General features: G+C 56.2%; 19 protein-coding genes and 1 tRNA gene. 16 read left to right on the top strand and 4 right to left on the bottom strand.

The window, feature by feature from the left end:
• The first annotated feature begins 127 nt into the window (after positions 1-127).
• From GPICK_RS00925 to GPICK_RS00950, 6 genes are all read left to right on the top strand, one after another.
• On the top strand, positions 128-1,687 hold the full coding sequence (locus tag GPICK_RS00925) for a hypothetical protein (RefSeq protein ID WP_039739709.1): 1,560 nt from the start codon (positions 128-130) through the stop codon (positions 1,685-1,687).
• Positions 1,671-2,420 carry a hypothetical protein gene (locus GPICK_RS00930; RefSeq protein WP_039739712.1) on the top strand — a complete coding sequence of 250 codons (750 nt, stop codon included), beginning with the start codon at positions 1,671-1,673 and terminating at the stop codon, positions 2,418-2,420. The genes GPICK_RS00925 and GPICK_RS00930 overlap by 17 nt, the downstream gene beginning before the upstream one ends.
• Complete coding sequence (locus tag GPICK_RS00935) at positions 2,413-6,804, top strand: coiled-coil domain-containing protein (protein WP_039739714.1); 4,392 nt, start codon at positions 2,413-2,415, stop codon at positions 6,802-6,804. The genes GPICK_RS00930 and GPICK_RS00935 overlap by 8 nt, the downstream gene beginning before the upstream one ends.
• Positions 6,794-7,882 carry a hypothetical protein gene (locus tag GPICK_RS00940; RefSeq protein WP_039739716.1) on the top strand — a complete coding sequence of 363 codons (1,089 nt, stop codon included), beginning with the start codon at positions 6,794-6,796 and terminating at the stop codon, positions 7,880-7,882. The genes GPICK_RS00935 and GPICK_RS00940 overlap by 11 nt, the downstream gene beginning before the upstream one ends.
• Positions 7,873-8,286 (top strand): hypothetical protein, encoded by a 414-nt coding sequence (locus GPICK_RS17205; protein WP_144400015.1) that lies wholly within the window; start codon positions 7,873-7,875, stop codon positions 8,284-8,286. Before GPICK_RS00940 ends, GPICK_RS17205 begins: the two co-directional genes overlap by 10 nt.
• A 36-nt stretch (positions 8,287-8,322) precedes the next feature.
• Positions 8,323-9,482, top strand: a protein-coding gene (locus GPICK_RS00950) for an IS3 family transposase (RefSeq protein WP_144400011.1) whose coding sequence is annotated in 2 segments (ribosomal slippage) — positions 8,323-8,584 and positions 8,584-9,482 — 1,161 coding nt in all. Because the reading frame shifts where the segments join, the coding sequence is not laid out codon by codon here.
• A gap of 221 nt (positions 9,483-9,703) precedes the next feature.
• Here GPICK_RS00950 and GPICK_RS00955 read toward each other — a convergent pair.
• The 4 genes from GPICK_RS00955 to GPICK_RS00970 form a co-directional block, all read right to left on the bottom strand.
• Positions 9,704-10,789, bottom strand: coding sequence for an IS5 family transposase (locus GPICK_RS00955; protein WP_039739717.1), 1,086 nt, complete (start codon positions 10,787-10,789; stop codon positions 9,704-9,706).
• A gap of 333 nt (positions 10,790-11,122) precedes the next feature.
• A protein-coding gene (locus GPICK_RS00960; protein WP_407920188.1) for an IS3 family transposase occupies positions 11,123-12,240 on the bottom strand; the annotation gives its coding sequence in 2 pieces (ribosomal slippage) (positions 11,123-11,985 and positions 11,985-12,240; 1,119 coding nt in all).
• Between the two features lie 234 nt (positions 12,241-12,474).
• Positions 12,475-12,591 (bottom strand) — tRNA-OTHER (locus tag GPICK_RS17465).
• A 4-nt stretch (positions 12,592-12,595) separates the two neighbouring features.
• Positions 12,596-13,666: a tyrosine-type recombinase/integrase gene (locus tag GPICK_RS00970; protein WP_039739722.1), complete on the bottom strand. Its 1,071-nt coding sequence runs from the start codon at positions 13,664-13,666 to the stop codon at positions 12,596-12,598.
• A gap of 666 nt (positions 13,667-14,332) precedes the next feature.
• Between GPICK_RS00970 and GPICK_RS00975 the strand changes: the two genes are divergently transcribed.
• The 10 genes from GPICK_RS00975 (at position 14,333) to GPICK_RS01015 (ending at position 23,810) form a co-directional block, all read left to right on the top strand.
• A complete protein-coding gene (locus GPICK_RS00975; protein ID WP_039739725.1) occupies positions 14,333-14,794 on the top strand; it encodes an RrF2 family transcriptional regulator in 462 nt (153 codons plus the stop codon).
• A gap of 68 nt (positions 14,795-14,862) precedes the next feature.
• A complete protein-coding gene (locus GPICK_RS00980) occupies positions 14,863-15,876 on the top strand; it encodes a sulfate ABC transporter substrate-binding protein (RefSeq protein WP_039739727.1) in 1,014 nt (337 codons plus the stop codon).
• 161 nt (positions 15,877-16,037) lie between these two features.
• The gene (gene cysT / locus GPICK_RS00985; RefSeq protein WP_039739730.1) at positions 16,038-16,871 is read left to right on the top strand and encodes a sulfate ABC transporter permease subunit CysT; all 834 of its coding nucleotides are present in this window, start codon (positions 16,038-16,040) and stop codon (positions 16,869-16,871) included.
• Between the two features lie 15 nt (positions 16,872-16,886).
• The gene (gene cysW / locus GPICK_RS00990) at positions 16,887-17,723 is read left to right on the top strand and encodes a sulfate ABC transporter permease subunit CysW (RefSeq protein ID WP_039739732.1); all 837 of its coding nucleotides are present in this window, start codon (positions 16,887-16,889) and stop codon (positions 17,721-17,723) included.
• A gap of 127 nt (positions 17,724-17,850) precedes the next feature.
• The gene (locus GPICK_RS00995) at positions 17,851-18,882 is read left to right on the top strand and encodes a sulfate/molybdate ABC transporter ATP-binding protein (protein ID WP_039739734.1); all 1,032 of its coding nucleotides are present in this window, start codon (positions 17,851-17,853) and stop codon (positions 18,880-18,882) included.
• 30 nt (positions 18,883-18,912) lie between these two features.
• Positions 18,913-19,077 carry a YezD family protein gene (locus GPICK_RS16790; protein WP_084201301.1) on the top strand — a complete coding sequence of 55 codons (165 nt, stop codon included), beginning with the start codon at positions 18,913-18,915 and terminating at the stop codon, positions 19,075-19,077.
• A gap of 172 nt (positions 19,078-19,249) precedes the next feature.
• A complete protein-coding gene (cooS, locus tag GPICK_RS01000; protein ID WP_039739739.1) occupies positions 19,250-21,256 on the top strand; it encodes an anaerobic carbon-monoxide dehydrogenase catalytic subunit in 2,007 nt (668 codons plus the stop codon).
• A 15-nt stretch (positions 21,257-21,271) separates the two neighbouring features.
• Entirely contained in the window at positions 21,272-22,237 is a 966-nt protein-coding gene (locus tag GPICK_RS01005; RefSeq protein ID WP_039739742.1) for an ABC transporter substrate-binding protein, read from the top strand.
• 2 nt (positions 22,238-22,239) lie between these two features.
• Positions 22,240-22,998: an ABC transporter permease gene (locus GPICK_RS01010; RefSeq protein WP_039739745.1), complete on the top strand. Its 759-nt coding sequence runs from the start codon at positions 22,240-22,242 to the stop codon at positions 22,996-22,998.
• On the top strand, positions 22,995-23,810 hold the full coding sequence (locus tag GPICK_RS01015) for an ABC transporter ATP-binding protein (protein WP_144400017.1): 816 nt from the start codon (positions 22,995-22,997) through the stop codon (positions 23,808-23,810). The genes GPICK_RS01010 and GPICK_RS01015 overlap by 4 nt, the downstream gene beginning before the upstream one ends.
• Positions 23,811-24,043: the final 233 nt, after the last annotated feature.

Here is a 24,043-nt window from a genome sequence, read left to right on the forward strand (position 1 = left end):
GGGAGTAATGTCCCTATAGTGTGTTTGATGTTTTTCTAAGTTAAATGACATATTCTGACATATTGTTGATGTATGCTGGGCAAAAATGGACTAAAAAATCAATACTACGTTATCTTGAAGGTGCCTATTGCGTAAAGTTAACGATAGCGAACAGCCGCTTTTAGCCTTTAATGGACTTTTTGACCCAGGCGAAGAAAACAGGCCTGATGAGGATGAAGCTCTTGATCGCGATGAATTCGAAAGAATGGAGGCGATCGCTCTTAAAAACAGAGCACAGACTATAACTACGCTTTCCACACTCACTTCTATCGTTGCTCAAACAGCAGCCCCACCATTTTCATTCATTGATCCACATACCACCGGACTTCTCGCTTTAGGTTACGCCATCGATTCATTGAGGCTCCTCGATATCGAGACCAGTGACCTGACTGTAAAGGAGCTGGAAGCCAAGGTTGCCGAAGATCTGCGGTTGCAGTTCACTGCGCTTGAGAATGAAAACGTTATTCCGGAGATGCCCGGAACAAAAGAAATTGAAATATGGGCCAAAGGTGTAGTTGATAAGCTTCTGTGCAAAAAGGAGCACGGTAGCAGCACTGAGCGGATGTTCGACACAGACTCGAAGCAATTCTATGAATTTCAGCACTCACTTCTGGAAGAATATGCGCGGGGCAACGCGATTTATGTGCGGCCGACTGCAACATGTCTCACGCTCTATCTCGGTACTCTGACACAGGGCATCGGCGATATCCAAACAGCGTTGACCGCCGTTATCCAACGCCAGATCAAACGTGGTGATTACCATGCTGCTTTTCAGGCTGCCATGGAACACCAACGAATTACCAAACAGCACGGGGAGAAGATCCGAGGTATCAAAAGAAAATTACAGTCAAATGCGGGTAAATATAGCTGGAATGATGTGATCCTACCTGACATTCTGACTGCGCAAGAAGATGCCAAAGATGCGGTAAACGCCGATACAATGCTGGAGGAGCTCCTGGAAGAGCGAATCGACGAGCTACCGCCTGCCAAGCGACCGCTTGCGCAGAAAGTTCTCATAGTGATCAGGAGTTGTCGTGACGCGTATCGGGAACTACAGACATTGGCAATGGGACTCCCGCGATTCTATTCGGCATGCATTCTTAACCAGGGACCGGCAATCAGCCTCAACCTGCCATCCATGAGATACGATGTATTCGACCCTCTCTTCTACAATATTTCAGATCCCGACAAACTCCTGTCGGTTTGCGATGTCATAGACTCCGTATTTACTCTTCCAGCGCCACCGGTGTTGCACGACATTATTGCCGGTACCGAACTGCTCCTCAAACCACGGACAGAAACTGAAGCTACTGACATGTCCGAGGAAGACGAGTTTACGGATGAGGAAGATATGGCGTTGGTGATCTTCGACACAGAAACTATCAACAGAGCCAAGAGTAAAATTTCCGAGATGGCAGATGTCAGACCGACCCGCCTTTCCGAAGTAACTGCTGTGTTCGATCCGGAGGGGTTCACAGAAGAGTGCATCGTGTCAGCGATCCTCATCAGCAGTGCGTGGGCCAGGGATCGGAATTATGCCGACCGATACCGGGTCACTCGGTTACCGGAGGCTTTTTCCTGCGAGGCATGTGCCGGGGATGATTATAGGATAGAACTGATGGAGGACACCGATGGACTTCACGCTTAACGCGATAGATATGGCTGTCGAGATAATAGAGATGGGGTTGGCCAGGCACAAGGGACCACCGCCCAGAAGGCTATTGCAGCTGGTTGCAGCCTACATCTCCAATGACGGTGGTGTCAAGACCGTGGCCAACCGGATGGCGAAAGGTTTTGGGCTTCTGATCATGTCTGTTTCCGAGGATGGCATCGTTCTCTCCAAGGATCCCGAACACGATTCCATTTTTATGGCCAAGCGTGATGACCTTGTTGAAGATGCGGGAGCTGATGCCCGTCTGGTTCGAGGAATTTGCAATGCCGCCATCCTGGCTTGTGCGTATATGCGGCAACAGTCGCTGTACTCTGATACTGTTCAGACGGTGACTGCAGATGAGGTCTACGAAATGCTGGTCGAAGCCTCTGCAAAACTGAGTACCGAGGTGGAAAATAGTATCGGTAACCTCCGGGGGCTTACCGAGGCTGCCAGGATCGTCGAGCGGATGAAGGCTGACTCCTACTCCGATAAAAGCGCCAAGCCCCGTAAAGGAACCTTGCGTGGGCAGATCCTGCAGGCATTCAAGTATTTCGTTGATCACAACCTGATGGTCAAGGACCGTGAGGACTGCGGCGGAACCTTTAAAACGCTCCCTGAATTAAGGGTGCGGCTGCAGATGCAAGGGGCCGAGGATATTGCTGAAGCGATCATAGCGGCCACGAAAGGTGACAACGCAGACATTTCCAAGGAGGCCGATCATGGCTGAACTCCTCTCGGTACGATTCTCCAAAATCGGCCACTCGACGGCCAGGCTTGATGGTCTAGCATACGATTTGACCGGTGATGATGGCAGTCCAGAAAATTCGATGATCATCGCGTCGAACGCTACCGGCAAAACAAGTCAACTCCATCTGCTGTATTCCATTTTCCTGCCTGCAAAGCATGATCTGGCTACTCATTTGGATGAAGATGGCCGGTCATTTCCTTACTACTTCCAGGATAATGAGGTCGGATTTATCGTAACGGAATGGACTATCCCCGGCAGTAACCGCAGCCTCCTTGGGGGAATGGAGAAAACGAGGGTTGTGGGAAGATTTACCCAATATTCAAATCGTGATGAAGAAAAACATGAAACTTATTTTTTCTCGTTTATCGCTGACGAAGAGGTGGGTATTGACGACTTACCGCTCACATCGTCGATCCAGGTGGGTCGGGTTGAGAAACATTGCAGGACTATCAGCGAGACCAAAAAATATCTCAATGAGGTATTCAACAAGCCGGGGCGCGAATTCTACTGTAAGGACGTCATTCGCGACTGGCACGACAATCTCCGGAAAATCGGCTTCAATATTGACCAGTTCAAGATGATGATGAAGTTTACCCTGAGCGAGGGCGATTCCTCGTCTTTTCTAAAAAAATTCAAAGACAATGATCTGATTCTGGATTTTCTCTGTGGTGAAGTCATCGACAAGAAGGCAACTGACCAGATCCGGAGAATGTTGAGCGAACATCGTGAGTCGGTACGGATGGAACCGGAAATCAGGGCGCAGCTCGACGCCTTCACTGCGCTTCTCGGCCGGTTGTCACTTATAAAACCGGTAGCGGACAGTTATAAAGCTTCGATGACAAATCATGCCGCTGCCAACCGGCAGTTGCAATCTGTAGCGTCCCGGCTGGATGCTACTAAAATAGCCTGTGAGACCAAACTGAAAGAACTCAATGAAAAACTGGAAAACTCTGAGATTGGCCTCGCTGACAGCAAGGCCGGGCTGGAGCATCTCACAGCAACTCTCTACGGTGTTCAGGAGAGGATGGCATTTTTATCCAGCCTCGCAGCAGACGATAATTTCCGGGCATGTGAGAAAGATCTCGAACAGGCCAACCGCACGATCAAGGCTCTGGAAGCCTTGCTGAAGTCCGGAGAAGTCGACGATGCCCGCGCGACGAGAGATCAGCTTCTGAATCAGCTCGATCTTCTTGACGGTCCGGTCAGGGAGAAATCTGAAGAAGTTGCCATGGCGAGTCACCTGCTTGATTCCTATCTGCGCCAGGATTATGCCACCGCGACCGTGGAACTTTCCCGCCGCCAAGATCTCTTGAAGGATGCGGAGAAAATCAGAAAAGAACACGAAGACAAGCAAAGGGGCCAGTCTGCCAGCCATAACCAGATGATCGGAGAGAAAGAAGGGCTCGACAAGCTTGAACGGGAACGAACAAGATCTGTTGAGAACCTGATTTTTTCAGGGATTCTGAAGGATGCTCATGATTCTGTTGAAAAAGCTTTGGCAGGCTCACTGAGTGCGGAAGAACGGTTGACGGAGGAGAAAAATCGGCTGGATAGTCTGAAAGCCGAACTGGACAGCAGGTTGTCCGGGCTCGGCGAGCAGCTCAAGGGACAGCGTAAAGAGCTGAACGGGCTGGAGGCGGAGAAGATAAAAAAAGAGCTGGATCAGAGCAATTACCTTACTGCTCGTTCGATTGTTTCCAGCTTACCTGGTATCAGGAGTTGTTTTGAGCAATACGATGAGGCGGATCTGTTTTACCCAGGTTTAAGCGGCAGGCTGAATGACCGTTATGATATGTTCCTGCGCGAGGACCAAAGGGTCAGAGAAAAGATCACAAAATTGAACGAAAAAATTTCTGCGATAGAAGCCCATGGAGGATTGCAGCCACCGGCGCAGGATGTGATTCGGGTTATCGAAACCCTTGGTAAAGCAGGAATTGAGGCTTTCTCCTGGTGGCAGATTTTTTCCGAGCGGAATTACAGTGTCGCTGAAGCCGAAGCCCTGATCGCCCTTAATCCTCCCCGATATGGCGGAGTGGCAGTAAAGACCAAGAAAGCCCTCGAAAATGCCAGGGAAATTCTGGGTGTTGGCTGCGGGGTTCTGGCACCGGTTATCGTGTCAGTGTACACCGATGATTCTTCTGATGCCCAGTATAATGGTCTGGCAGTGCTTCCGGATGTGGCACTGGCCATTGATATTGATCTTTCCAAAGGTTTTTGTGATCGAAGTCGGGTGGAAATAGCAGAATATGAAGCATCGTTGCCGTTAATAAAGGAGAGTCAGATCGCGGCTAATACGGCCAAGGAAAAGCTTACGGTTTTTCTTGGCACCTATAGTGAGGTGTCTGAGACGGTTCTGCTAGATGCCATTCTCGTGGCAAAAAGCCGGGTGGCGACCTGCCAGGAAGAACTGGCTACTCTTCAGGCAAAAGAACAAGAAGCGATCGCGGAACGTGACAGCTTAAAACCGCTTATTGAAGAGAAAATAGCAGAACTCAGGGGAGTTAAGGAACGGCTTGGTGCGTTGTCAGCCCACCAGGCACGGCACGAACAGGATCGTGAGGAACGCCTACTGCGCATTGCAGAACTGGCATCAGATATTTCTGGATTATCACTGTTGATTACTGCTGGTCAGGAAGCAATCACTGCGGCGGAACAGAAGGTTCTACAGCGGAGGGATTCGGTTACAGAATGTCAAGGAATCGCCACCGGCCTGTTGCAAGAGTTCACTCTGCTCAATATTGAGAGAAAAGTGCAACCTGATATCGCCTTTGCCCAATTGGCAACCAGCTCAAAATCTGCCCGGGAGCTGCGGGACACGAAGCAGCGCGCTCTTGAAGCCGCAAGCACTGACAAGGAATATATAACGGTCAAGGCAAATGCCGACATATCCAAGAAAATGTACGAGAAAGTTTTCAAGGAATACCAGGATGATTTCGGAGCGGTTCCGGAAGATGACAAGCAATCTGCAGCCGCGGAGCTCGGTGAACGGGCGGTAAGCAAAGGCGACATCTCGGATGCCCAGTCTAACCGGGATCTGCTGATAGAACGCAAAGGTCAGGCGAAAACAACTCAGGAATCAGCTCAGAAAATCTACAATGATCTCAAGAAAAAACACCATGGCATGGCCGTTGTCCAATTTATCGGGGATGATACGGCCTGTGTCGAACAGGAGAGCTTCTGTAACGGAGAAATCGTCAGGCTGCAGGAACTGATCACTACCACCAATAATGATATCACGGAACACAGATTCGCTATCGAGCATTGCAGGGGTGAGCTGAAACATATTTCCAGCCTTGCTGATTCCGTTAGTCTGGAGAGAGCCACCGGAGGAGAGCCATTTGCTTGTGTTGACGAGGCTGAAACCGAGTTACATGTAAGTGTAAAACAGGTGGAAACTTTTGCTGGAGAACTGATGCGGCTCGAAGACGCCCTAAAGAGACAGAGCAGGGATCTGGGCAAACTCCTGGATGAACCACTCTGTACGTCGGTGCCGATAGCGGTGTCCACGATCAAAGAGGAAAAGAACCGGCGGGAAGATGGCATCTTGCGTGATGGAATAGACGAATTGCTGGTTTATATCCAACAGGCAGCAGACCCACTCCCTCACGAGCTCGCCAAGCTTGAACAGGACAAGCAGACAACCGTTGACGAGGTCATGCATGTGGCCAAGAAGGCCTTCAAGCTATTACAGAACCTCGGTAAAAAAAGCAAGATCCCGGAACTAGGCGGTATCTGGCATAGCTGGTTCGGACTCCCCTTTGTTAGATTTACTACCAGGGTTGATCCAGATTCAGAATCGTCCCGTCTGGCGGTCGCTGGCTCGGTTACCCGTCTGGCACAGCTGGAAGGAGAACTACCCAACGGAGCGGCGATCGTCCGGACCGCTTTGGCCGAAATGTTGAGTGGCGCCTTCCAGATTGAAACGTTAAAGCCGGATCCCCTGCCGACGACGAAATATTACCCGATTTCCCACAAAGAAGGTGTCCGCTCATGGTCAGGCGGGCAAAAGCTTTCTGGATCGGTTCTTCTTTATATGGCTTTCAGTAACCTTCTGATGGTTGAAGGACAAGCTGCTGGCGGCGTGCTGTTGATGGATAATCCCTTCGGTTCCTGCAACCATATTGAATTTGTCCGGTTAATCGTGGCGTTGACTCGTCAGTATGGGATACAGATGGTTGCCTACACACCGGTGGTCGATGAAGAAATTCGCAGAATGTACCGGAACAATGTCCTCTTGAGGAAGGGAGGGGCGTCCGGATTGAGCAAACGGGGCTTTACCATGGTGCAGTTGGAACAGAAAATCTACAATAATGGCGAGGCTGCCAGACTGAGAATCAAGGCCGAGGTACCGAATGCTACCTGAATCGCAACATTTCATTGACGCTCTGGCAACCGGGCGGACATCTCTCGTTGAGATGTGGCAAGCTATATCGAATGTCATGACTCTTCCACATGGCGGTCAGAGAGAAGCGTTGATGGCTGTACTTGATGAGTTGCGGGAAAATGGCCTTGTCGAATTCCCCAGATCCGATAAGTTGTGGGATAGGAGCGCGGTGCCGCACCTCCCCGCATGGGTAAACAAGCTGCCGACGAAGAAACAGGCAAAGGATGTTGCAAGGGTGATTTGGTCACCAGAATTAGCGTTTCTAGCAGAACAGATCATTCGGCAGGATTCTCCTTGGGTGAAAGTAGACGCCTGGCTGAAAAAGTACCGAGGGAAAAAACTGGAATTTAAGCCGATTAGGGAGCGATCTCTTGAAATTTTTGGTGATGAGAAAGCGCTAGACAGGGTCGTTGGTCTTACCCCCTTCAAACAGGGGCAGATCAGCCTGGAATCCCTCGGATGTCTTTATGTCCCCGAACCAATTCCGTGGAAGCCGGGGCCACCGGATAGCAGAAAATTCAGTGGTATTTGCGTCGAGAACTCAACTACCTTTGATACATTATGCCGCTTCAACAGCGAGGCCGGTTACTGGGCATTTGTGGCATATGGTCGGGGCAACCTATTTGTTTCCATGACTGATGGTCTTGCTTCGGTGGTTAAGGAGTATGGGCATGATCGGGTTCAGTATTTTGGAGATGCTGATCTCGAGGGAATTGAGATAGCTGCTCGGGGCGCAAAGCGACTCTTGGAGTCTGGAATCTTACTAGAACTGGATCATCGACTGTACAATCTCTTGGTTAAGTTTGGGCAAGTTGTGCCATCAAAAACAGGAGGAGAGGTGTCGGAGGACGCTGCCAGACTTCTTGCACAAGCGGAACTAAGCAGTTTATCTGATATGTTCACGCATTATCAGAGGATAGCCCAGGAATGGGCAGGGCTGGAAACTTTGAAAATTGCGTTCAATTCCGCGCAAACTGTGACTTATAAGCTAAATGTTGACCGGCTTCTGGGGGTGCCCCATTTAGATGCAACTCATAAGGAGAAGGTATGCCCATAAATGAACCGGAAACCGAGATTAAAACAATCGGTGATTTGGTGTTAAATCATTACATTTGCGGTAACACTCAATTGATCATTAATTTACCGCCCCATCTCTCAAAAAATCTGGAAATAAATGCTGACAACTTTCAACTTGATAGTAATTCGTTATGTTTTCCGTCGATTGAAGCACGCGACCAGTTCTTAGCGGATTCTTTATTTGATAAAAACCGAGCAATATCTCAACAAAATCCTAATAAGTGGTTGCAAGTTGCACACGAAGTCTGGCGACATGAAATTGGAAACTCTGAGAGTGTCGCAGGCAGGTTTTTAGCTATATTACATAAAACTGACGACATATTCCTGATTGCGGCAAGTGCTATAAAAAGAGAGGTGGTCCCCGAAAATCGGACAGTGTGTTAAGGTGGACAGCCTTACCCTGTTGAAGGAGGATCACCCATGAAGAGCCGTCGTCGTTTTTCCGCCGAGTTCAAGGCCAAGGTTGCCCTGGAAGCGATCCGGGGCGAGCAGACCCTGAGCGATCTGGCCGCCCGCTATGAAGTGCATCCCAATATGATCACCAACTGGAAACGGCAGGCCATCGAGAACATGGCAGCGGTGTTTTCCGGAGCCGCCGAGCACAGCAATAAGGCGAATGACGATCAGATCAAGGACCTGCACGCCAAGATCGGACAACTCACCGTGGAGCGGGATTTTTTGGCCAAAGCCTTCGGTCGCTGTCGCTGAGTACAACCCGAAGGAAGGCCCTGGTCGAACCCGACCATGACCGACTCAGTATTGCCCGGCAGTGTGAACTGCTCTCGATCAAACGATCGGCCTACTATTACCAGCCAGTGGGCGAAAGCCCACAGAACCTGGAACTGATGCGCCTGATCGACGAGCAGCATCTCGAAACACCGTGGTATGGCACCCGACAGATGACCCGGCACTTGCGCCGGGAGGGTCATGCCGTCAATCGCAAGCGCATCGGTCGGCTGATGCAGTTGATGGGACTATCGGCTATCTACCAGAAGCCGAACACGTCGAAGCCGCATCCGCAGCACAGGGTCTATCCTTACCTGCTGCGTGGCGTGACCATCGACCGGCCAAACCAGGTCTGGTGCGCCGATATCAGCTATATTCCGCTGAGGCGAGGTTTCCTCTACCTGGCGGCGATCATGGATTGGGCCAGTCGCAAGGTCCTGTCATGGCGGCTTTCCAACACCATGGACGCCGATTTCTGCGTTGCCGCGCTCGAAGACGCCCTGGCTCGCTTCGGCAAACCCGAGATCTTCAACACCGACCAAGGGAGCCAGTTCACCAGCGATGCGTTCACCAAGGTCCTCAAGGACGCTGAGATCCGCATTTCGATGGACGGCAAGGGGCGCTGGCGGGACAACGTCATGATCGAGCGGCTATGGCGTTCTCTGAAATACGAGTGCATCTACCTGCACGCCTTCGAGACCGGCAGCGAGGTTCGTCAAGGTTTGAGCCGCTGGATCAATTTCTACAACATGCGCCGCCCGCACTCGAAACTAGACGACCGGACGCCGCATGAGGCATATTGGCAAAAACCCCGGCCTGGCTACGCCGGCCGTATTCTCTCACTGGCGGCATGACTACAACCGGCAATCCACCTTATTCCCGCCGCCAACCTGTCCTACAAACTGGGACCACCTCTAACAGGCCGTTGAAAATCGACATTCTTTTAGTTCGCTGAACTTTGCAGTTCGTTTTTTGAATCCGTTTCGTTGCTCAGAACCTTTGCTTTACGTTCTTTTTGCTCTTTATCAACCTCATATACTGCTGATGTAGCCTGATCCGAGGGAGTTTTCCCCTCTCAGGTGACACCGAGCCCCAGGTTTTTCATCCGAACCAGGTTGTAGGCCGCAGCGTGCAGGTCAAGTTGCATGGCGATCTTCTCGATTCCCCGGTACATCGTCTTGCGTAATCTGCCCACGGTCTTCATCCAGCCAAAGCCTTCTTCGATTCGTTTTCTGATCTTCTGGCTGATGGTGTAGTTCGGATGATTGGTTGTTCTGCCGTCGATGGCTGATCTCCTGTTGGTGGTGTTCTGAGCCACGTGCGGCGTAATCTTGAGCCGGCGCAGCTCTCGGACAAAGGGCTCAGTGTCGTAGCCTTTGTCCCCGCCAAGAGTGATGCGCCGAGTCGTCCTTGGCAATTGCTGCACCATGGTCTTAGCTGCGTCGCGTTCCCCGGAACCGGTTGCCGTTGTCACCTTGGTCCTGATGATGAGGCCACTGCGATTCTCCATCAGGGTATGTCCCTGGTAGCAGAGCTTGGCTTCCTTGTTCTTCCCCTTGCGGTAGAGCCTGGCATCAGGGTCAGTGGTGGAACCATGGGTTTCGTTGGTAAGTTTCTGCCCTTTGAAATCCACGGTATCGTTCCTGCCGCCACCACCTGCTGAAGGAGGTCCATCCTTGGGCTTGAAGCTCTTGATGGAGGCCCAGGCTTCGATGAGAGTACCGTCAACGGTGAAGTGCTCACGAGACAAGAGACGCTTACGTTCTGCCTGGGCCAGAACGCGGGAAAGAAACTCGGCGGCGACCTCGGAGCCAATCAATCGTTCGCTGTTCTTGGTAAAGCTGGAATGGTCCCAGACTTTCTCGTCCAGGCCCATGCCGAGAAACCAGCGGAACAGGAAGTTGTAATGGATCTGCTCCACCAGCTGCCGGTTGCTGCGGATGGAGTAGAGGATCATCAGCAGTTGGGCCTTGAGCAGCTTCTCCGGCGGGATTGAGGAGCGGCCGGTTGTGGCGTACATGCTATCAAAGAGCTTGTCCATCCCTGCCAGCGCTTCGTCGGCCATCTTACGGATGGCCCGCAACGGGTGGTCCTTCGGGACAAAGGATTCAGGTGTTACGTAGGTAAAGAGTGCTTCTGTATTGCTGTCAAAACCGCGCATAACTTTCCTCAATAATTGTAGAGCGTTATGCGCGATAAAGTACCACAGATAGGCCGTTTTCTCTATTTCAATTTCAACAGCCTGCTAAGCGGTGATATCGAGGTATTCAACGTACTTCATGTAGTTGAAGCAGCACTGCCTTACCTGGACGTGATAGAGCCAAAATCCATTTACGCCCTCTGTAGCGCTCAGCATGAAAAAAAAAATGATCTCATGGCTGGTGCCTTCCTATACAAGCTTCAGCAGGTTTTGACAAATCACCCAGACGTATGTCGGTTGTTGCACGCACTACTACGAAATGAGATCTCTCTGACTACAGTGACCTTCCCCCCATCATTCAGCCATTTGGAAGTTAGTGATTTGGCCTTGTTGGGGTAAAGAGTTGGCAAATTCTTCCGGCGTCAAATTGTTCAGCGAACTGTGCGGCCGGAATGTGTTGTAGTCCTTGCGCCATGCTTCGATCTTTTTTCTCGCGTCGTACAAGTCAATGAATACGTTCTCGTTGAGGCATTCCTCGCGCAGTTTGCCGTTGAAGCTTTCAATATAAGCGTTCTGTACCGGTTTCCCCGGCTGAATGAAGCGCAACCTTACTTTTTTCTCGTAAGCCCAGGCATCCATTGCCCTGCTTATGAATTCCGGACCGTTATCCACGGTGATGACCTTGGGCAGGCCACGGGTCGAAGCTAGTCGGTCCAGAACACGTGTGACCCGCAACCCCGGCAGAGAGTGATCCACCTCCAGTGCCGGGCATTCCTTGGTCAGGTCGTCTACGATGGTCAGCACACGGAACCGCCTGCCGTTCCACAGACTGTCGGAGACAAAGTCCATTGACCAGTGCTCGTTTGCCTGCTGCGGCCAATCCAGCACAACTCGAAGATGGCTGAGGCGTTTCTTCCGCTTCTTGCCACGTAGCGACAGCCCTTCTTCACGATAGAGCCGTTCTATCCGCTTGTGATTCACCTGGTGTCCTTCTCGTTGAAGCAGGACATGCAATCGCGGAGAACCGAATTTTCGCCGCTGCTCTGCCAGTTCTCGCAGTCTTATACGCAGTTCAGTATTCTTGTCCGGTTTCGGCTGGTACCGAAAACTGCTCCGGTCAAGGCACGACAGCTTACAGGCCCGCCGCTCGCTGATGGAGTAGGATTGCCGCAGGTACTCCACAACGTGCCGTCGTGCAGCGGGTGCTACCACTTTTTTGAGACGACGTCTTTGAGAATCTTGTTGTCAAGCAGGGCCTCGGCAAGCATCTGCTTGAGCTTGCGATTCTCGTCTTCAAGCTGTTTAAGGCGTTTGGCGTCGGAGACATCCATCCCGCCATACTTCTTGCGCCAAGTGTAGAAGGTGGCATCGCTGACGCCGTGCATTCGGCAGAGGTCTACGACCTTCATGCCAGCTTCTGCCTGCTTCAGGATGCCAATGATCTGTTCTTCAGTGAATCGCTTTGCTTTCATGTCTAGTCTCCTTCGGAAGGTTCTAGACCGAAATCACTAAGCTTGCAATGGTTCAGTTTCTGGGGGGAAGGTCATAGTATTTTTGAATTCGTTTCGGAAGCAGTTGAGGTAGTAAGCAAATTCTGCAAAAAGAAAAACCCCCGATTTCGGTGTACCGGCAGTGTACCAGTACGAAATCGAGGGCATTTTCTTAAGTCTGTAACTAGTTGAAATCATTACAGAATTTGTGTTTAGTGGTGCCCAGGGACGGAATCGAACCGCCGACACGAGGATTTTCAGTCCAAGATTAATCGAAGTAACGTACTGTAATTATTGTAATATATTTATGCAAAATGTGACCACTGTAGTCACTGAATTAAATTCCTGCTCCGTCCATGTTTTCTGGCGGTGGCGGCCCATCATCTACCTTGCCCGTGAAGGGCTCAAACGCCCGCGACAGGTGCGCTCCTGCGAGATGTGTGTATTTGTCGGTTGTAGCGGGAGATGTGTGCCCCATCGCGGATTGCACAATTCGTTGTGGCACCCCGGCGGCGATAGCGTGCGTGCCGTAACCGTGCCTCATCAAATGGTGATATACCCGCACTTGTATCCCCGCCTTCTTTGCGGCAGTAATTAGAGATCTACGGATATTGTCGCGTTTCTTGCCCGTTTTGGGGCTTGGGAACAATAGTCCATGCTGTCCCACCGAAACAGAGCGAGATTGTAACTCGCCCTGTAGTTCGGGGGGGACAGGAATGATGCGCTCCTTCCCACCTTTTCCAACCACAATCAGCAGTTTCCCGCTTTGAGCTACATTATGGCCCTGCAGTCCGAAGGCCTCTGACCTACGTAAGCCACACAAGAACAACAACGACACCAGCCATTTCGCATCACCCTTCATATGACCAATTAAGGATTCAATCTCTGTTCGCTCCGGCAAACGGGGGGCCGGCGGGAGGGTTTGTTTTGTTGGGAAGCCCTCGATCTTGAGTGGCAAAGCCGAGATTTTGCCTTGTTTCAAGGCCCATTTCAATAGTCCGCTAAAATATGATAACTCTTTGTTTATAGTACGTTTTTTGACTTTGTCTTCCAGCCGTTTTGCTTTGTAAGATTCAACAAGGGCTTGAGCGAGGTGGTGAGGGCGATGATTACCGAAAAAGGGGAGCAAATATAGCTCTAGTGCAGTTTCGATCCCACTGACAGTTGTCGGGGCGAGGTGGTTTGCTGCCCACATTAGATACTCTGGAGCGAGTTTTGAGATTAACGGCGGTAGGCCGATTGGTGCAACTGGCGGGTTAGCGCGAGCTTCTAATAACTCCTGCTCCATCACAAGAGCGTCTTCGTAACTACCTTTAAAGGGTATCCGTTCGCGCTTTCCGCCCCGGCCGTCTGGATAATAGTCAATGATCCACCAGTCCGCTTTTCGTGGGTGTTCACGCACGCTCATATCCACTCTCCTTTCTTGCAAGCATACTCAACTCATAACTCCAAGGCAACTCCGTCCGTCTGCCGGACACCCCCTGCATATACGCTAGTATCGAGGGGGCCGAGTGCCCTGCTATTGGGGGCTAAAGCGATGGGACAAGAGGTTGTGGAGTTATTGCGAAGGGTGGTGGAGCTTCTGGAGGAAATAAAAGCTGGCCAAGAAAAACAGAGTTCGGGACCTCCGACGACACTAACAAGAAATGACCTGACTCGACAAGCCGAGCTGTTGCAGGTGGTTCGAGCGCGGGGTGCAGAAGGGCTAAAGGAGCTTGCTCAGCAACGACGACGGGAGGAAAGGGCGGTAAAAAAAGGGGTTATGTAGTCGTTGCAGAAATGCCCCGAATTGTCTCTAGACAACCGGGTGCGGTGAACAGGTAGTGAGACGCAACACCCGCTTGCAAGCGCCCTTGATCCCCTTGGCAAATGAGGGTGTGACCAAGCATTGCCCTTCACCAATGAAGGAGGCAACCGCTAGAACGGTCCGAACGAGCGAAAGTATCTCATTCCTCAAGTCAGCGAAGATCAATTGAGAGCCTTTTGTAGAAATTTGATTTCCGATCACGGGTTGAATAAACTTCTTGACAAGTGTGAGAAAACTTGTATTTTAACCTATAGGAATTATCGACTAATGATTTCAAAAAAGACCAAATATGCCCTCAAGGCGCTGCTATTCCTGGCTCGCGAGTACAACAAGGGTCCAATCCTCATTGCGGACCTCGCCCGTGACGAGCGGATTCCCAAGAAGTTTTTGGAGCTGATCCTGCTGGCGCTCAAAAACGCCGGGGTGCTCCAGAGCAAGAAGGGGAAGGGGGGCGGCTACTCCTTGGCCCGGCCACCGCGGGAGATCAGCATGGGGCGGGTGATCCGGGTTCTGGAAGGCCCCTTGGCGCCGGTGCCATGCGTGAGCGAGACCGCCTACGCCCGGTGCGAGGAGTGTGACGACGAGTGGAGCTGCGGCATCCGGCTCGTCATGAAGGATGTGCGCGACGCCATGGCTCAGATCCTCGACAACGCCACCCTTGCCGACGTGCTGGAACGGATCGAGCAGGAAAAGCAGAAAAGCGACGGAGCGCTTTTTTACGCAATCTGAAAGCAGCGTTTTTTTGTGTCCATAAAAACTACTAAATCGATAGGCTAAACAGCAAAAAGGAGCAGACCATGAAACCGATCAAGACCTTCGCCGTACTTACCACCGCACTCATCGCCTTTGCCGCGCCAGTGGCAGCCTACGCCGAGGTGAACCTTCTCAACGTCTCCTACGACCCGACTCGAGAACTCTACCAGGATTACAACGCCGCCTTTGCCAAGTACTGGAAAGGGAAGGGGGGCGACACGGTGACCGTGAAGCAGTCCCATGGCGGTTCGGGCAAACAGGCCCGGGCGGTCATCGACGGCCTTGACGCCGACGTGGTGACGCTCGCGCTCGCCTACGACATCGACGAGATCGGAGAGAAGGCGAAGCTCATCCCCGAGAGCTGGCAGAAGCGGCTGCCCCACAACAGCTCTCCCTACACCTCCACCATCGTCTTCCTGGTCCGCAAGGGAAACCCGAAGAAGGTGAAAGACTGGAACGACTTGGTCCGTCCCGACGTGAAGGTGATCACCCCCAACCCCAAGACCTCCGGCGGTGCCCGCTGGAACTATCTTGCCGCCTGGGGCTACGCCCTGAAGCAGAAGGGGGGGAGCGAGGCCAAGGCGAAGGAGTTCGTGACCAGGCTCTTCAAGAACGTACCGGTGCTCGATTCCGGCGCCCGGGGCTCAACCACCACCTTTGTCCAGCGAGGACAGGGTGATGTCCTTCTTGCGTGGGAGAACGAGGCATTCCTGGCGGTGAACGAGCTGGGGAAAGACAAGTTCGAGATCGTGGTGCCGTCGATCAGCATCCTGGCCGAACCTCCGGTAACGGTGGTGGACAAGGTAGTTGACCGGAAGGGGACCCGCAAGGTGGCCGAGGAGTACCTGAAGTATCTTTACACCCCGGCGGGGCAGGAGATCGCCGCGAAGCACTACTATCGCCCCATCGACAAGAAGGTGGCGGCCAGGTACGCCAAGGTCTTCCCGAAGGTGAAGCTCTTCACCATCGACGACACCTTCGGCGGCTGGAAGGCGGCCCAGAAGAAGCACTTCGCCGACGGCGGGGTATTCGACCAGATCTACGGGCCGGGAAAATAACGTGATATAGGGGCTGCGACTTTCACGCCATCTCGCCGCCGTCCTCGTCGCTCCTTTGTGCGGCGTAGCGCTGCTACGCCTCCGCAGTCTCTCCTGCGGGTGCGACGATCTGGCGCAAAATCCGCAGGCCTGCATCGGGATTATGCAAAGGACCAACCACCATGGCGACAAGACCAATCACACGAAACACCGTCATCCCCGGCTTTACACCGACCCTGGGCTACACGATCTTCTACCTCTCCCTCATCGTGCTGCTCCCGCTCTCGGCCCTCGTGTTCAAGACGGCGAGCCTCACCTGGGGAGAGTTTATCGCCACGGTGGCGGCGCCGCGGGTGGCGGCCTCTTACCGGGTCACCTTCGGCGCGGCCCTGGCAGCTGCCGGGGTGAACGCAATCTTCGGCCTCCTGGTGGCGTGGGTGCTCGTGCGCTACCGACTGCCGGGGAAGCGCCTCATCGACGCCTTCGTCGATCTCCCTTTTGCGCTCCCGACGGCTGTGGCCGGCATCACCCTCTCCTCGGTCTACGCGGCCAACGGCTGGCTCGGGTCGATCCTGGAGCCCCGGGGGATCAAGGTCGCCTTCACGCCGCTGGGGATCTTCGTGGCCATGACCTTCATCGGGCTCCCCTTCGTGGTGCGGACGGTGCAGCCGGTTCTGGAGGAACTGGAGGCGGAGATCGAGGAGGCGGCCGCCTGCCTTGGCGCCACCCGCTGGCAGACCTTCCGGCGTGTCCTGTTCCCGGAGCTTCTCCCGGCGCTTCTCACCGGCTTTGCCCTGGCCTTCGCCCGGGGGGTGGGGGAGTACGGCTCCATCATCTTCATCGCCGGCAACATGCCGATGGTGTCGGAGATCACCCCGCTTCTCATCATCACCAAGCTGGAGCAGTACGACTACGCCGGCGCCACCGCCATCGCCACGGTGATGCTCCTCTTCTCGTTCCTCATGCTCCTCGCCGTGAACCTCCTCCAGAAATGGAGCAGGCGCCACGCGGCCTGACCGGGAGACTATGCTATGTCCAACAAATCATCCCGCACCCGCACCGAGCCGGCCCTGGTCCGCTGGCTCCTCATCATCGCGGCGTTCCTCTTCCTCGGCCTCTTTCTCTTCGTGCCGCTGGCGGCGGTCTTCGCCCAGGCCCTGGAGAAGGGATGGGGCGCCTACCTGGCCGGTATCCGCGAGCCTGACGCCCTGGCGGCAGTGAAGCTGACCCTTATTACTGCCGCGATCAGCGTGCCGGTGAACCTGGTCTTCGGGGTGGTGGCCGCCTGGGCCATCGCCAAGTTCGAGTTCCGGGGAAAGCAGCTCCTCATCACCCTCATCGACCTCCCGTTCTCGGTGTCGCCGGTCATCTCGGGGCTCATCTACGTCCTTCTCTTCGGGCTCCAGGGATGGCTCGGACCGTGGCTCCAGGCCCATGACCTGAAGATCATCTTCGCCGTGCCGGGGATTGTGCTTGCCACGGTCTTTGTCACCTTCCCCTTCGTGGCCCGGGAGCTGATCCCCCTCATGGAAACCCAGGGGAAGGACGAGGAGGAGGCGGCCATAACGCTTGGGGCGAGCGGTTTCCAGACCTTCTGGCGGGTGACGCTCCCCAACATCAAGTGGGGTCTTCTCTACGGGGTGATCCTCTGCAACGCCCGGGCAATGGGGGAGTTCGGCGCCGTCTCGGTGGTCTCCGGCCATATCCGTGGAGCGACCAACACGATCCCGCTCCACGTGGAGATCCTCTACAACGAGTACAACTACGCCGCCGCCTTCGCCGTCGCCTCGCTCCTGGCGCTTCTCGCCCTCGTCACCCTGGTGGCGAAGAGCTTCGTCGAGTGGCGGATGCGGGGAGAACAATCATGAAACCTGCCACAGAGGCACCGAGACACTGAGACAGCCACAAGTACCTTGCAGTGATGCGCTTTGATGTCAGAAACGGTATTTCTCTGAGTCTCTGCATCTCTGTGGCGGATTCGAAAGGATAAACGACATGAGCATAGAGATTGTCAGTGTCAACAAAGCTTTTGGCAGCTTCACCGCCCTGAACGACGTGAACCTCACCGTCCCCTCGGGGGAGCTGACGGCGCTCCTCGGCCCCTCGGGGTCGGGGAAGACGACCCTTCTGCGGATCATCGCCGGGCTGGAGACCCCCGATGCGGGGGCAATTCGTTTCGACGGCGCGGAGACCACCGACCGCCACGTGCGGGAGCGGCAGGTGGGGTTCGTCTTTCAGCATTATGCACTTTTCCGGCACATGACCGTGGCAGAGAACGTCGCCTTCGGTCTCACGGTGAAGCCGCGCAGGGAGCGGCGATCGAAGAAGGAAATAAAGGAGCGGGTCTTGGAACTCCTGCGCCTCGTGCAGCTGGAAGGGCTCGCCGACCGCTACCCGTCCCAACTATCCGGAGGGCAGCGGCAACGGGTGGCCCTGGCCCGGGCCCTGGCGGTGGAGCCGAAGGTGCTCCTCCTTGACGAGCCCTTCGGCGCCCTGGATGCCAAGGTGCGGGTGGAACTTCGGCGGTGGCTGCGCCGGCTCCACGACGAGATCCACGTGACGAGCGTCTTCGTCACCCACGACCAGGAGGAGGCGCTGGAAGTGGCCGACCGGATCGTGGTCATGAACAGGGGGCGGATCGAACAGGCGGGGACACCGACGGAGGTTTACGATCAGCCCGCCAATCCGTTCGTCTTCGACTTCCTCGGCAGCGTCAACCTCTTCCACTGCCGGTCTGAGCAGGGGCAGACGCGGGCGGCGGCCCCGGAACTCGCGGTGGGGTATGTCCGCTCCCACGACATCGAGGTGGAGCGTACCCCCACCGATGCCGCCGTGGAGGCCGAGGTGCGCCACATCCAGGCGGTGGGGCCGGCGGTGCGGGTGGAGCTCCTCGTACGCGGGACCGGCAAGACGGTGGAGGCGGAGCTCTCCCGTGACGGGGCGGAGCGCCTCGCCCTCGGATTAGGCGAGACGGTCTACGCCCGGCCGCGCAAGATGCAGACATTTGCGGGGGATTATCAGATTTAAATGGCGAGACCGAACAGAGGGAGGTGGGAGATGGCAATTACGGCGATCATCGATCAGGGAGAACAGTGGAGCAGCGATCTTGAGGAGAAAATCCGGGCGGCGCTGCGGGAGATTCGCTTCGGCACGGTCACCCTCGTCATCCAGGACGGCAAGGTGATCCAGATCGACAAGAACGAGAAGATCCGGTTGAAGTAAGCGCACGGGGGCGCGGGAGTCGTTCAGATCTTTTGTTTTGTATACGTTGACAACCCCGTGACTTTTAATTATTGTTCCGATTCATTTTGACTGTTGATGCTATTTGAAAAAACGATATATGTTGGGCCGATAATTCCTTCAATCAATTGATTGAGCCAAGAGGGGGCAGATCGTGAGCAAGAAAAACCCTTTTCCGACCAAGGGCGACGTCATGGCCCGCACTCCCGACCCGGCGGTCCGGGCCATGCTGGAACACCTGGATCAGGCCGGCATCGAGACCCCCTTCGACCGCTTCGACGCCCAGAAGCCCCATTGCGGCTTCGGCCTGGCCGGCACCTGCTGCAAGAACTGCCACATGGGGCCGTGCCGGATCACGCCTAAAAGCCCGCGGGGGGTCTGCGGCGCCGATGCCCATCTGATCGTGGCCCGTAACATCCTCCGCTGGACGGCGGCCGGAGTGGCGGCCCACGGTGCCCGGGGGCGGGAGGCGATGCTCGCCCTCAAGGGAGCGGCCGACGGTGCCCTCGACCTGCCGATCCTCGGCTCGGAGAAGGTCGTCGCCACCGCCAAGGCCTTCGGGATCTTCGACGAGAGCAAAACTATTCCCCGGATGGCGGGTGAGATCGCCATGATCCTTCTGGAGGACCTCTGCCGGACCATTCCCGGCCCGTACCGGACCCTGGAGGCTATGGCGCCTCCGGAGCGGCTGGCGGTCTGGAAGGAGCTCGACATCCTACCCGTGGGGGCCTACCACGAGGTGTTCGAGGCCCTGCACCGCACCACCACCGGCACCGACGGCGACTGGGAGAACATCATGCGCCAGGTGCTCCGCTGCGGCCTCACCTTTGCCTGGAGTAGCGTGGTGGGGTCGGCCATCGCCATGGACTGCCTCTACGGGCTCCCCAAGCGGAGCCGGGTCTCCACCAACCTCGGCGCCATCACCGATAATACCGTCAACATCGCCGTCCACGGCCACTCGCCGGTGCTGGTAGCGGCCATCGTGGCGGCGGCCCGGCGGGCGGAGCTGATCGCAGAGGCGAAAGGGGCGGGGGCCGAGACCATCCGGCTCTACGGTATCTGCTGCTCGGGCCACTCGGCCTTGAGCAAGTTCGGCGACGTCACCCCCCTCTCCAACGCCATGGGGGCGGAGCTGGTGCTGGCCACCGGTGCCCTCGACCTCTGGGTGGCCGACGTGCAGGACGTCTTCCCCGGCATCATGGATGTTGCCGCCTGCTTCCACACCCGGGTGGTCACCACCAGCGACTCGGCACGGCTTCCCGGTGCCGAGCACATCGCCTTCGACCACCACCACTCCAACCTCGACCAGGCCGACCAGCTTGCCGAACGGATCGTGCGGCGTGGCATCCAGGCCTTCGGCGAGCGGCAGGCCGGCAAGGTCTTCATCCCCCCGGTCCGGATGGACGCCGAGGTCGGCTTTTCCGTGGAGAACATCACCGCGACCTTCGGCGGCGCCGACCGGCTCCTGGAGCACCTGCAGAGCGGCCGCATCCGCGGCGTGGTGAACCTCGTGGGGTGCAACAATCCCAAGGTAATATACGAGGAGGCGGTGGTGAAGGTGGCCGAGGAGCTCATCGCCCACGACGTGGTGCTCCTGACCAACGGCTGCGCCGCCTTCGCCCTGCTGAAGATGGGCTTCTGCCTCCCGGAGGGGCTGGCCGGGGCAGGGGAGGGGCTGCGGAGCGTGCTCGGTCCCCTGAACCTGCCGCCGGTCTGGCACATGGGTGAATGCCTCGACAACGCCCGGGCTTCGGCACTCTTTCGGGGCTTGGCCCTCACCTCCGACGAACCCCTGCGCCGTCTCCCCTGCGCCTTCTCCAGCCCCGAGTGGTCCAACGAGAAGGGGCTCGGTGCAGCCCTCGGCTTCCGCCTCCTGGGGCTCAACTCCTACCACTGCATCGTCCCGCCGGTGGCCGGTTCGGACAAGGTCGCCAACTTCTTCGCTGAGGCTACCCAGGAGACTTTGGGATCGGTCATGGTGGTGGATGGAGACCCGGCGGCCCTTGCCCGCAGGATCGTCGCCGATTTCGACGGGCGCCGCGCCGCGCTCGGTTGGTTTCCCTGCGGTCCTCCTGCCACCGACCGACTGATGGCGCTCCAGCAGGATGCGGCCCACTCCCATGCCCATACCCACGGACACCCGCACCATCATGAACACTGACCGGAGGACATGCCCATGAATAGACGCGATTTTCTCAAGACCTCGGGGCTCGCCCTGGCGGCCGCTGCCACCCCTTTCAGCCGCTTCGCCTGGGCTGGCGGGGCCAAAGTGAACCTGAAGATCGGCTACCTTCCCATCACTGACCACCTCCTGATGATTGCCGCCGAGCGGGAGCAGTTCAAGGCCCTCTCAATCCAGCCGGTGAAGTTCTCATCATGGCCCGAGATCAGTGAGGCTCTCAAGGCCGGCGCCATCGACGGCGCCTTCCTCCTCACCCCCATGGGCCTCACTCTGCGTCAGCGGGGAGTACCGGTGAAGGTGGTGCTCCTCGGTCACCGCAACGGCAGCGTCATCACTGTGAAGAATAGCGGCGAGATCAACCGGATCGAGGATCTTAAGGGGAAGACCATCGCCATTCCGAGCCCCTTCTCCACCCACAACATCCTCCTCCGCAAGGCCCTCACCGAGAAGCGGATCGACCCGGCCCGCGACCTGAAGATCATCGACATGGCGCCGCCGGAGATGGTGAACGCCCTGGCCACGGGGCGCATCCACGGCTACATCGTGGCCGAGCCCTTCGGCGCCCAGGCCGAGGCCCAGAAGGTGGGGAAGATCCTTGCCCTCTCCAAGGACATCTGGCACGACCACATCTGCTGCGTTCTGAACCTACGCGAGCAGGTGGTGGCGAGACAACCGGAAGCGGTCCAAGAGCTGGTATCCGGCATGCAGCGCACTGCCGCCTTTATCGAGGCCAATCCGGTCCAGGCGGCCAGGGGGTCGGTGAAGATTCTCGGCCAGAAGGCCGAGATCGTGGAAAAGGTTCTGACCTCCCCTCGCGACCGCCTGAGCTTCCTAAACCTGGTCCCGGCCCGTGCCGATTTCGCCGCCACCGAGAACTACATGCTCAAGTTCGGCATCGCCAAGCAGAAGGTGGACCTGGTCGGTTACCTGGATGACCGCTTCGCCCGCGTCAAGGGGTAATGATGAACGACAAGCTGTATTCCATAGCGCTTCCGGCCCTCACCGTTGCCGCCTTCATTGCCCTCTGGCAGGTGGCGGCGGGGCACTACCCGCCGGAGCAGTTTCCGTCCCCCATCGACGTGGTGAAGGCCATCCGTGAGCTGGCTGAGACCGGCGTCCTCTGGGGACATATCGGCGTGAGCCTCGCCCGTTTCGCCGTGGCCTATCTTATGGCGGTGGTGGCGGCGATTCCCCTGGGGCTCTTCTTCGGCCGTTGGACCCGCTGCCACCGGGCGGTGGATCCGCTGATCCAACTGCTTCGCCCCATCTCACCCATCGCTTGGTTCCCCCTGGCGGTTCTCTGGTTCGGCATCGGCAACGCCCCGGCCATCTTCATCATCTTCCTGGCCGCTTTCTACCCGGTGCTCCTCTCCACCATCAGTGCGGTTCGCTCCATTCCGCCGGTCTACCTGAAGGTGGCCGCCAACTTTGGGGCGCGGCCGTGGGCGGTCTTTCTCCGGGTGGTGATCCCGGCGGCCTTTCCGGGGATTATGGTGGGGCTCCACATCGCCGTTGGCACCGCCTGGATCCATTTGGTGGCCGGCGAGATGCTCGGCGCCCAGTCGGGGCTCGGCTACATGATCGTCGATGCCCGCAACTTCCTCCGCACCGACGCCATCATGGCCGGCATGCTGATTGTCGGCGGGCTCGGCCTCGCCATCTACCGCGGCATGAAAGGGATGGAGCGGGCGATCGGGCGCCGCTGGGGGGTGAACCCGTGACGGTCTTCGCCCATGCACCCGGAACCCCGGTGAAGATCCGCCTCGACAGCGTGGAGAAGCGCTTCCGCTCCGCCCGGGGAGACGAACTCGTGGCCCTCTCTCGGCTCGACCTGGAGATCGGTGCCGGCGAGTTCGTCTGCCTCGTGGGGCCCTCCGGCTGCGGCAAGACCACCCTCATCAATCTCATGGCCGGCTTTGACCGCCCCACCGCCGGCACCGTGCAGATCGACGGCCATCCGGTGACCGGCCCGGATCCGGACCACATCATGATCTTCCAGGACTACGGCCTCTACCCCTGGAAAACGGTCCTCGGCAATGTCCTCTTCGGTCTTCAGGCGAAAGGGATGAAGGAGAGCGAAGCGCGGGAGCGGGCCAACGCCTATCTTGATCTCGTCGGCCTCGGCAGGTTCGCCGGGAGCCACCCCCACGAGCTTTCCGGCGGGATGAAGCAGCGGGTGGCCATTGCCCGGGCCCTGGCGATGGAGCCTTCCGTTCTCTTCATGGACGAGCCCTTCGCGGCGCTGGACGCCTTCACCCGCCTGCGGCTCCAGGACGAGGTCCTGCGCCTGTGGGAAGAGAAGCGGCCCACGGTGGTCTTCGTCACCCACGACCTCGACGAGGCAATCTACCTCGGCGGCCGGGTGGTCCTCATGGCCCCCGACCCCGGCCGGGTCAGCAAGGTCCTGACGGTGGACCTCCCGCGCCCCTGCGACCGGACCAGCGACGCATTCGCCACCTACCGGCGGGAGCTGTTCGAGGAGTTTCACCTGGTGCACCGGGAAGCGGCGGGGGAGGTGGCGTACAGTATCTAGCGCGGCTGTCGCCCTGTCTGGTTCTTTTCAGTAGTTTTTACACTATCACGTGCGTAAACTTTTTTTAAAACTGAGTGTACTCTAGTGGGAAATGATCGAATTAACAGTTGACTAAAATTTTTTGAACTATTAGTCTATTAGGTATATAGCAATTATAGATTTAACTTTCGTCAAAGCTGACCAGAAAAACTGGAGGCCAAGCGGAGATCATCGCGATGATCCTGTTTGGCCTT

The sequence above is a fragment of the Geobacter pickeringii genome (genome assembly GCF_000817955.1).
GTDB lineage: Bacteria > Desulfobacterota > Desulfuromonadia > Geobacterales > Geobacteraceae > Geobacter > Geobacter pickeringii.

Excerpts from the sequence above, each read along its gene's own strand:
- GPICK_RS00930 (WP_039739712.1), top strand. The coding sequence starts at position 1,671 with ATGGACTTCACGCTTAACGCGATAGATATGGCTGTCGAGATAATAGAG.
- GPICK_RS00935 (WP_039739714.1), top strand. The coding sequence starts at position 2,413 with ATGGCTGAACTCCTCTCGGTACGATTCTCCAAAATCGGCCACTCGACG.
- GPICK_RS00940 (WP_039739716.1), top strand. The coding sequence starts at position 6,794 with ATGCTACCTGAATCGCAACATTTCATTGACGCTCTGGCAACCGGGCGG.
- GPICK_RS17205 (WP_144400015.1), top strand. The coding sequence starts at position 7,873 with ATGCCCATAAATGAACCGGAAACCGAGATTAAAACAATCGGTGATTTG.
- GPICK_RS00955 (WP_039739717.1), bottom strand. The coding sequence starts at position 10,789 with ATGCGCGGTTTTGACAGCAATACAGAAGCACTCTTTACCTACGTAACA.
- GPICK_RS00970 (WP_039739722.1), bottom strand. The coding sequence starts at position 13,666 with ATGAGCGTGCGTGAACACCCACGAAAAGCGGACTGGTGGATCATTGAC.
- GPICK_RS00975 (WP_039739725.1), top strand. The coding sequence starts at position 14,333 with ATGATTTCAAAAAAGACCAAATATGCCCTCAAGGCGCTGCTATTCCTG.
- GPICK_RS00980 (WP_039739727.1), top strand. The coding sequence starts at position 14,863 with ATGAAACCGATCAAGACCTTCGCCGTACTTACCACCGCACTCATCGCC.
- cysT (WP_039739730.1), top strand. The coding sequence starts at position 16,038 with ATGGCGACAAGACCAATCACACGAAACACCGTCATCCCCGGCTTTACA.
- cysW (WP_039739732.1), top strand. The coding sequence starts at position 16,887 with ATGTCCAACAAATCATCCCGCACCCGCACCGAGCCGGCCCTGGTCCGC.
- GPICK_RS00995 (WP_039739734.1), top strand. The coding sequence starts at position 17,851 with ATGAGCATAGAGATTGTCAGTGTCAACAAAGCTTTTGGCAGCTTCACC.
- GPICK_RS16790 (WP_084201301.1), top strand. The coding sequence starts at position 18,913 with ATGGCAATTACGGCGATCATCGATCAGGGAGAACAGTGGAGCAGCGAT.
- GPICK_RS01005 (WP_039739742.1), top strand. The coding sequence starts at position 21,272 with ATGAATAGACGCGATTTTCTCAAGACCTCGGGGCTCGCCCTGGCGGCC.
- GPICK_RS01010 (WP_039739745.1), top strand. The coding sequence starts at position 22,240 with ATGAACGACAAGCTGTATTCCATAGCGCTTCCGGCCCTCACCGTTGCC.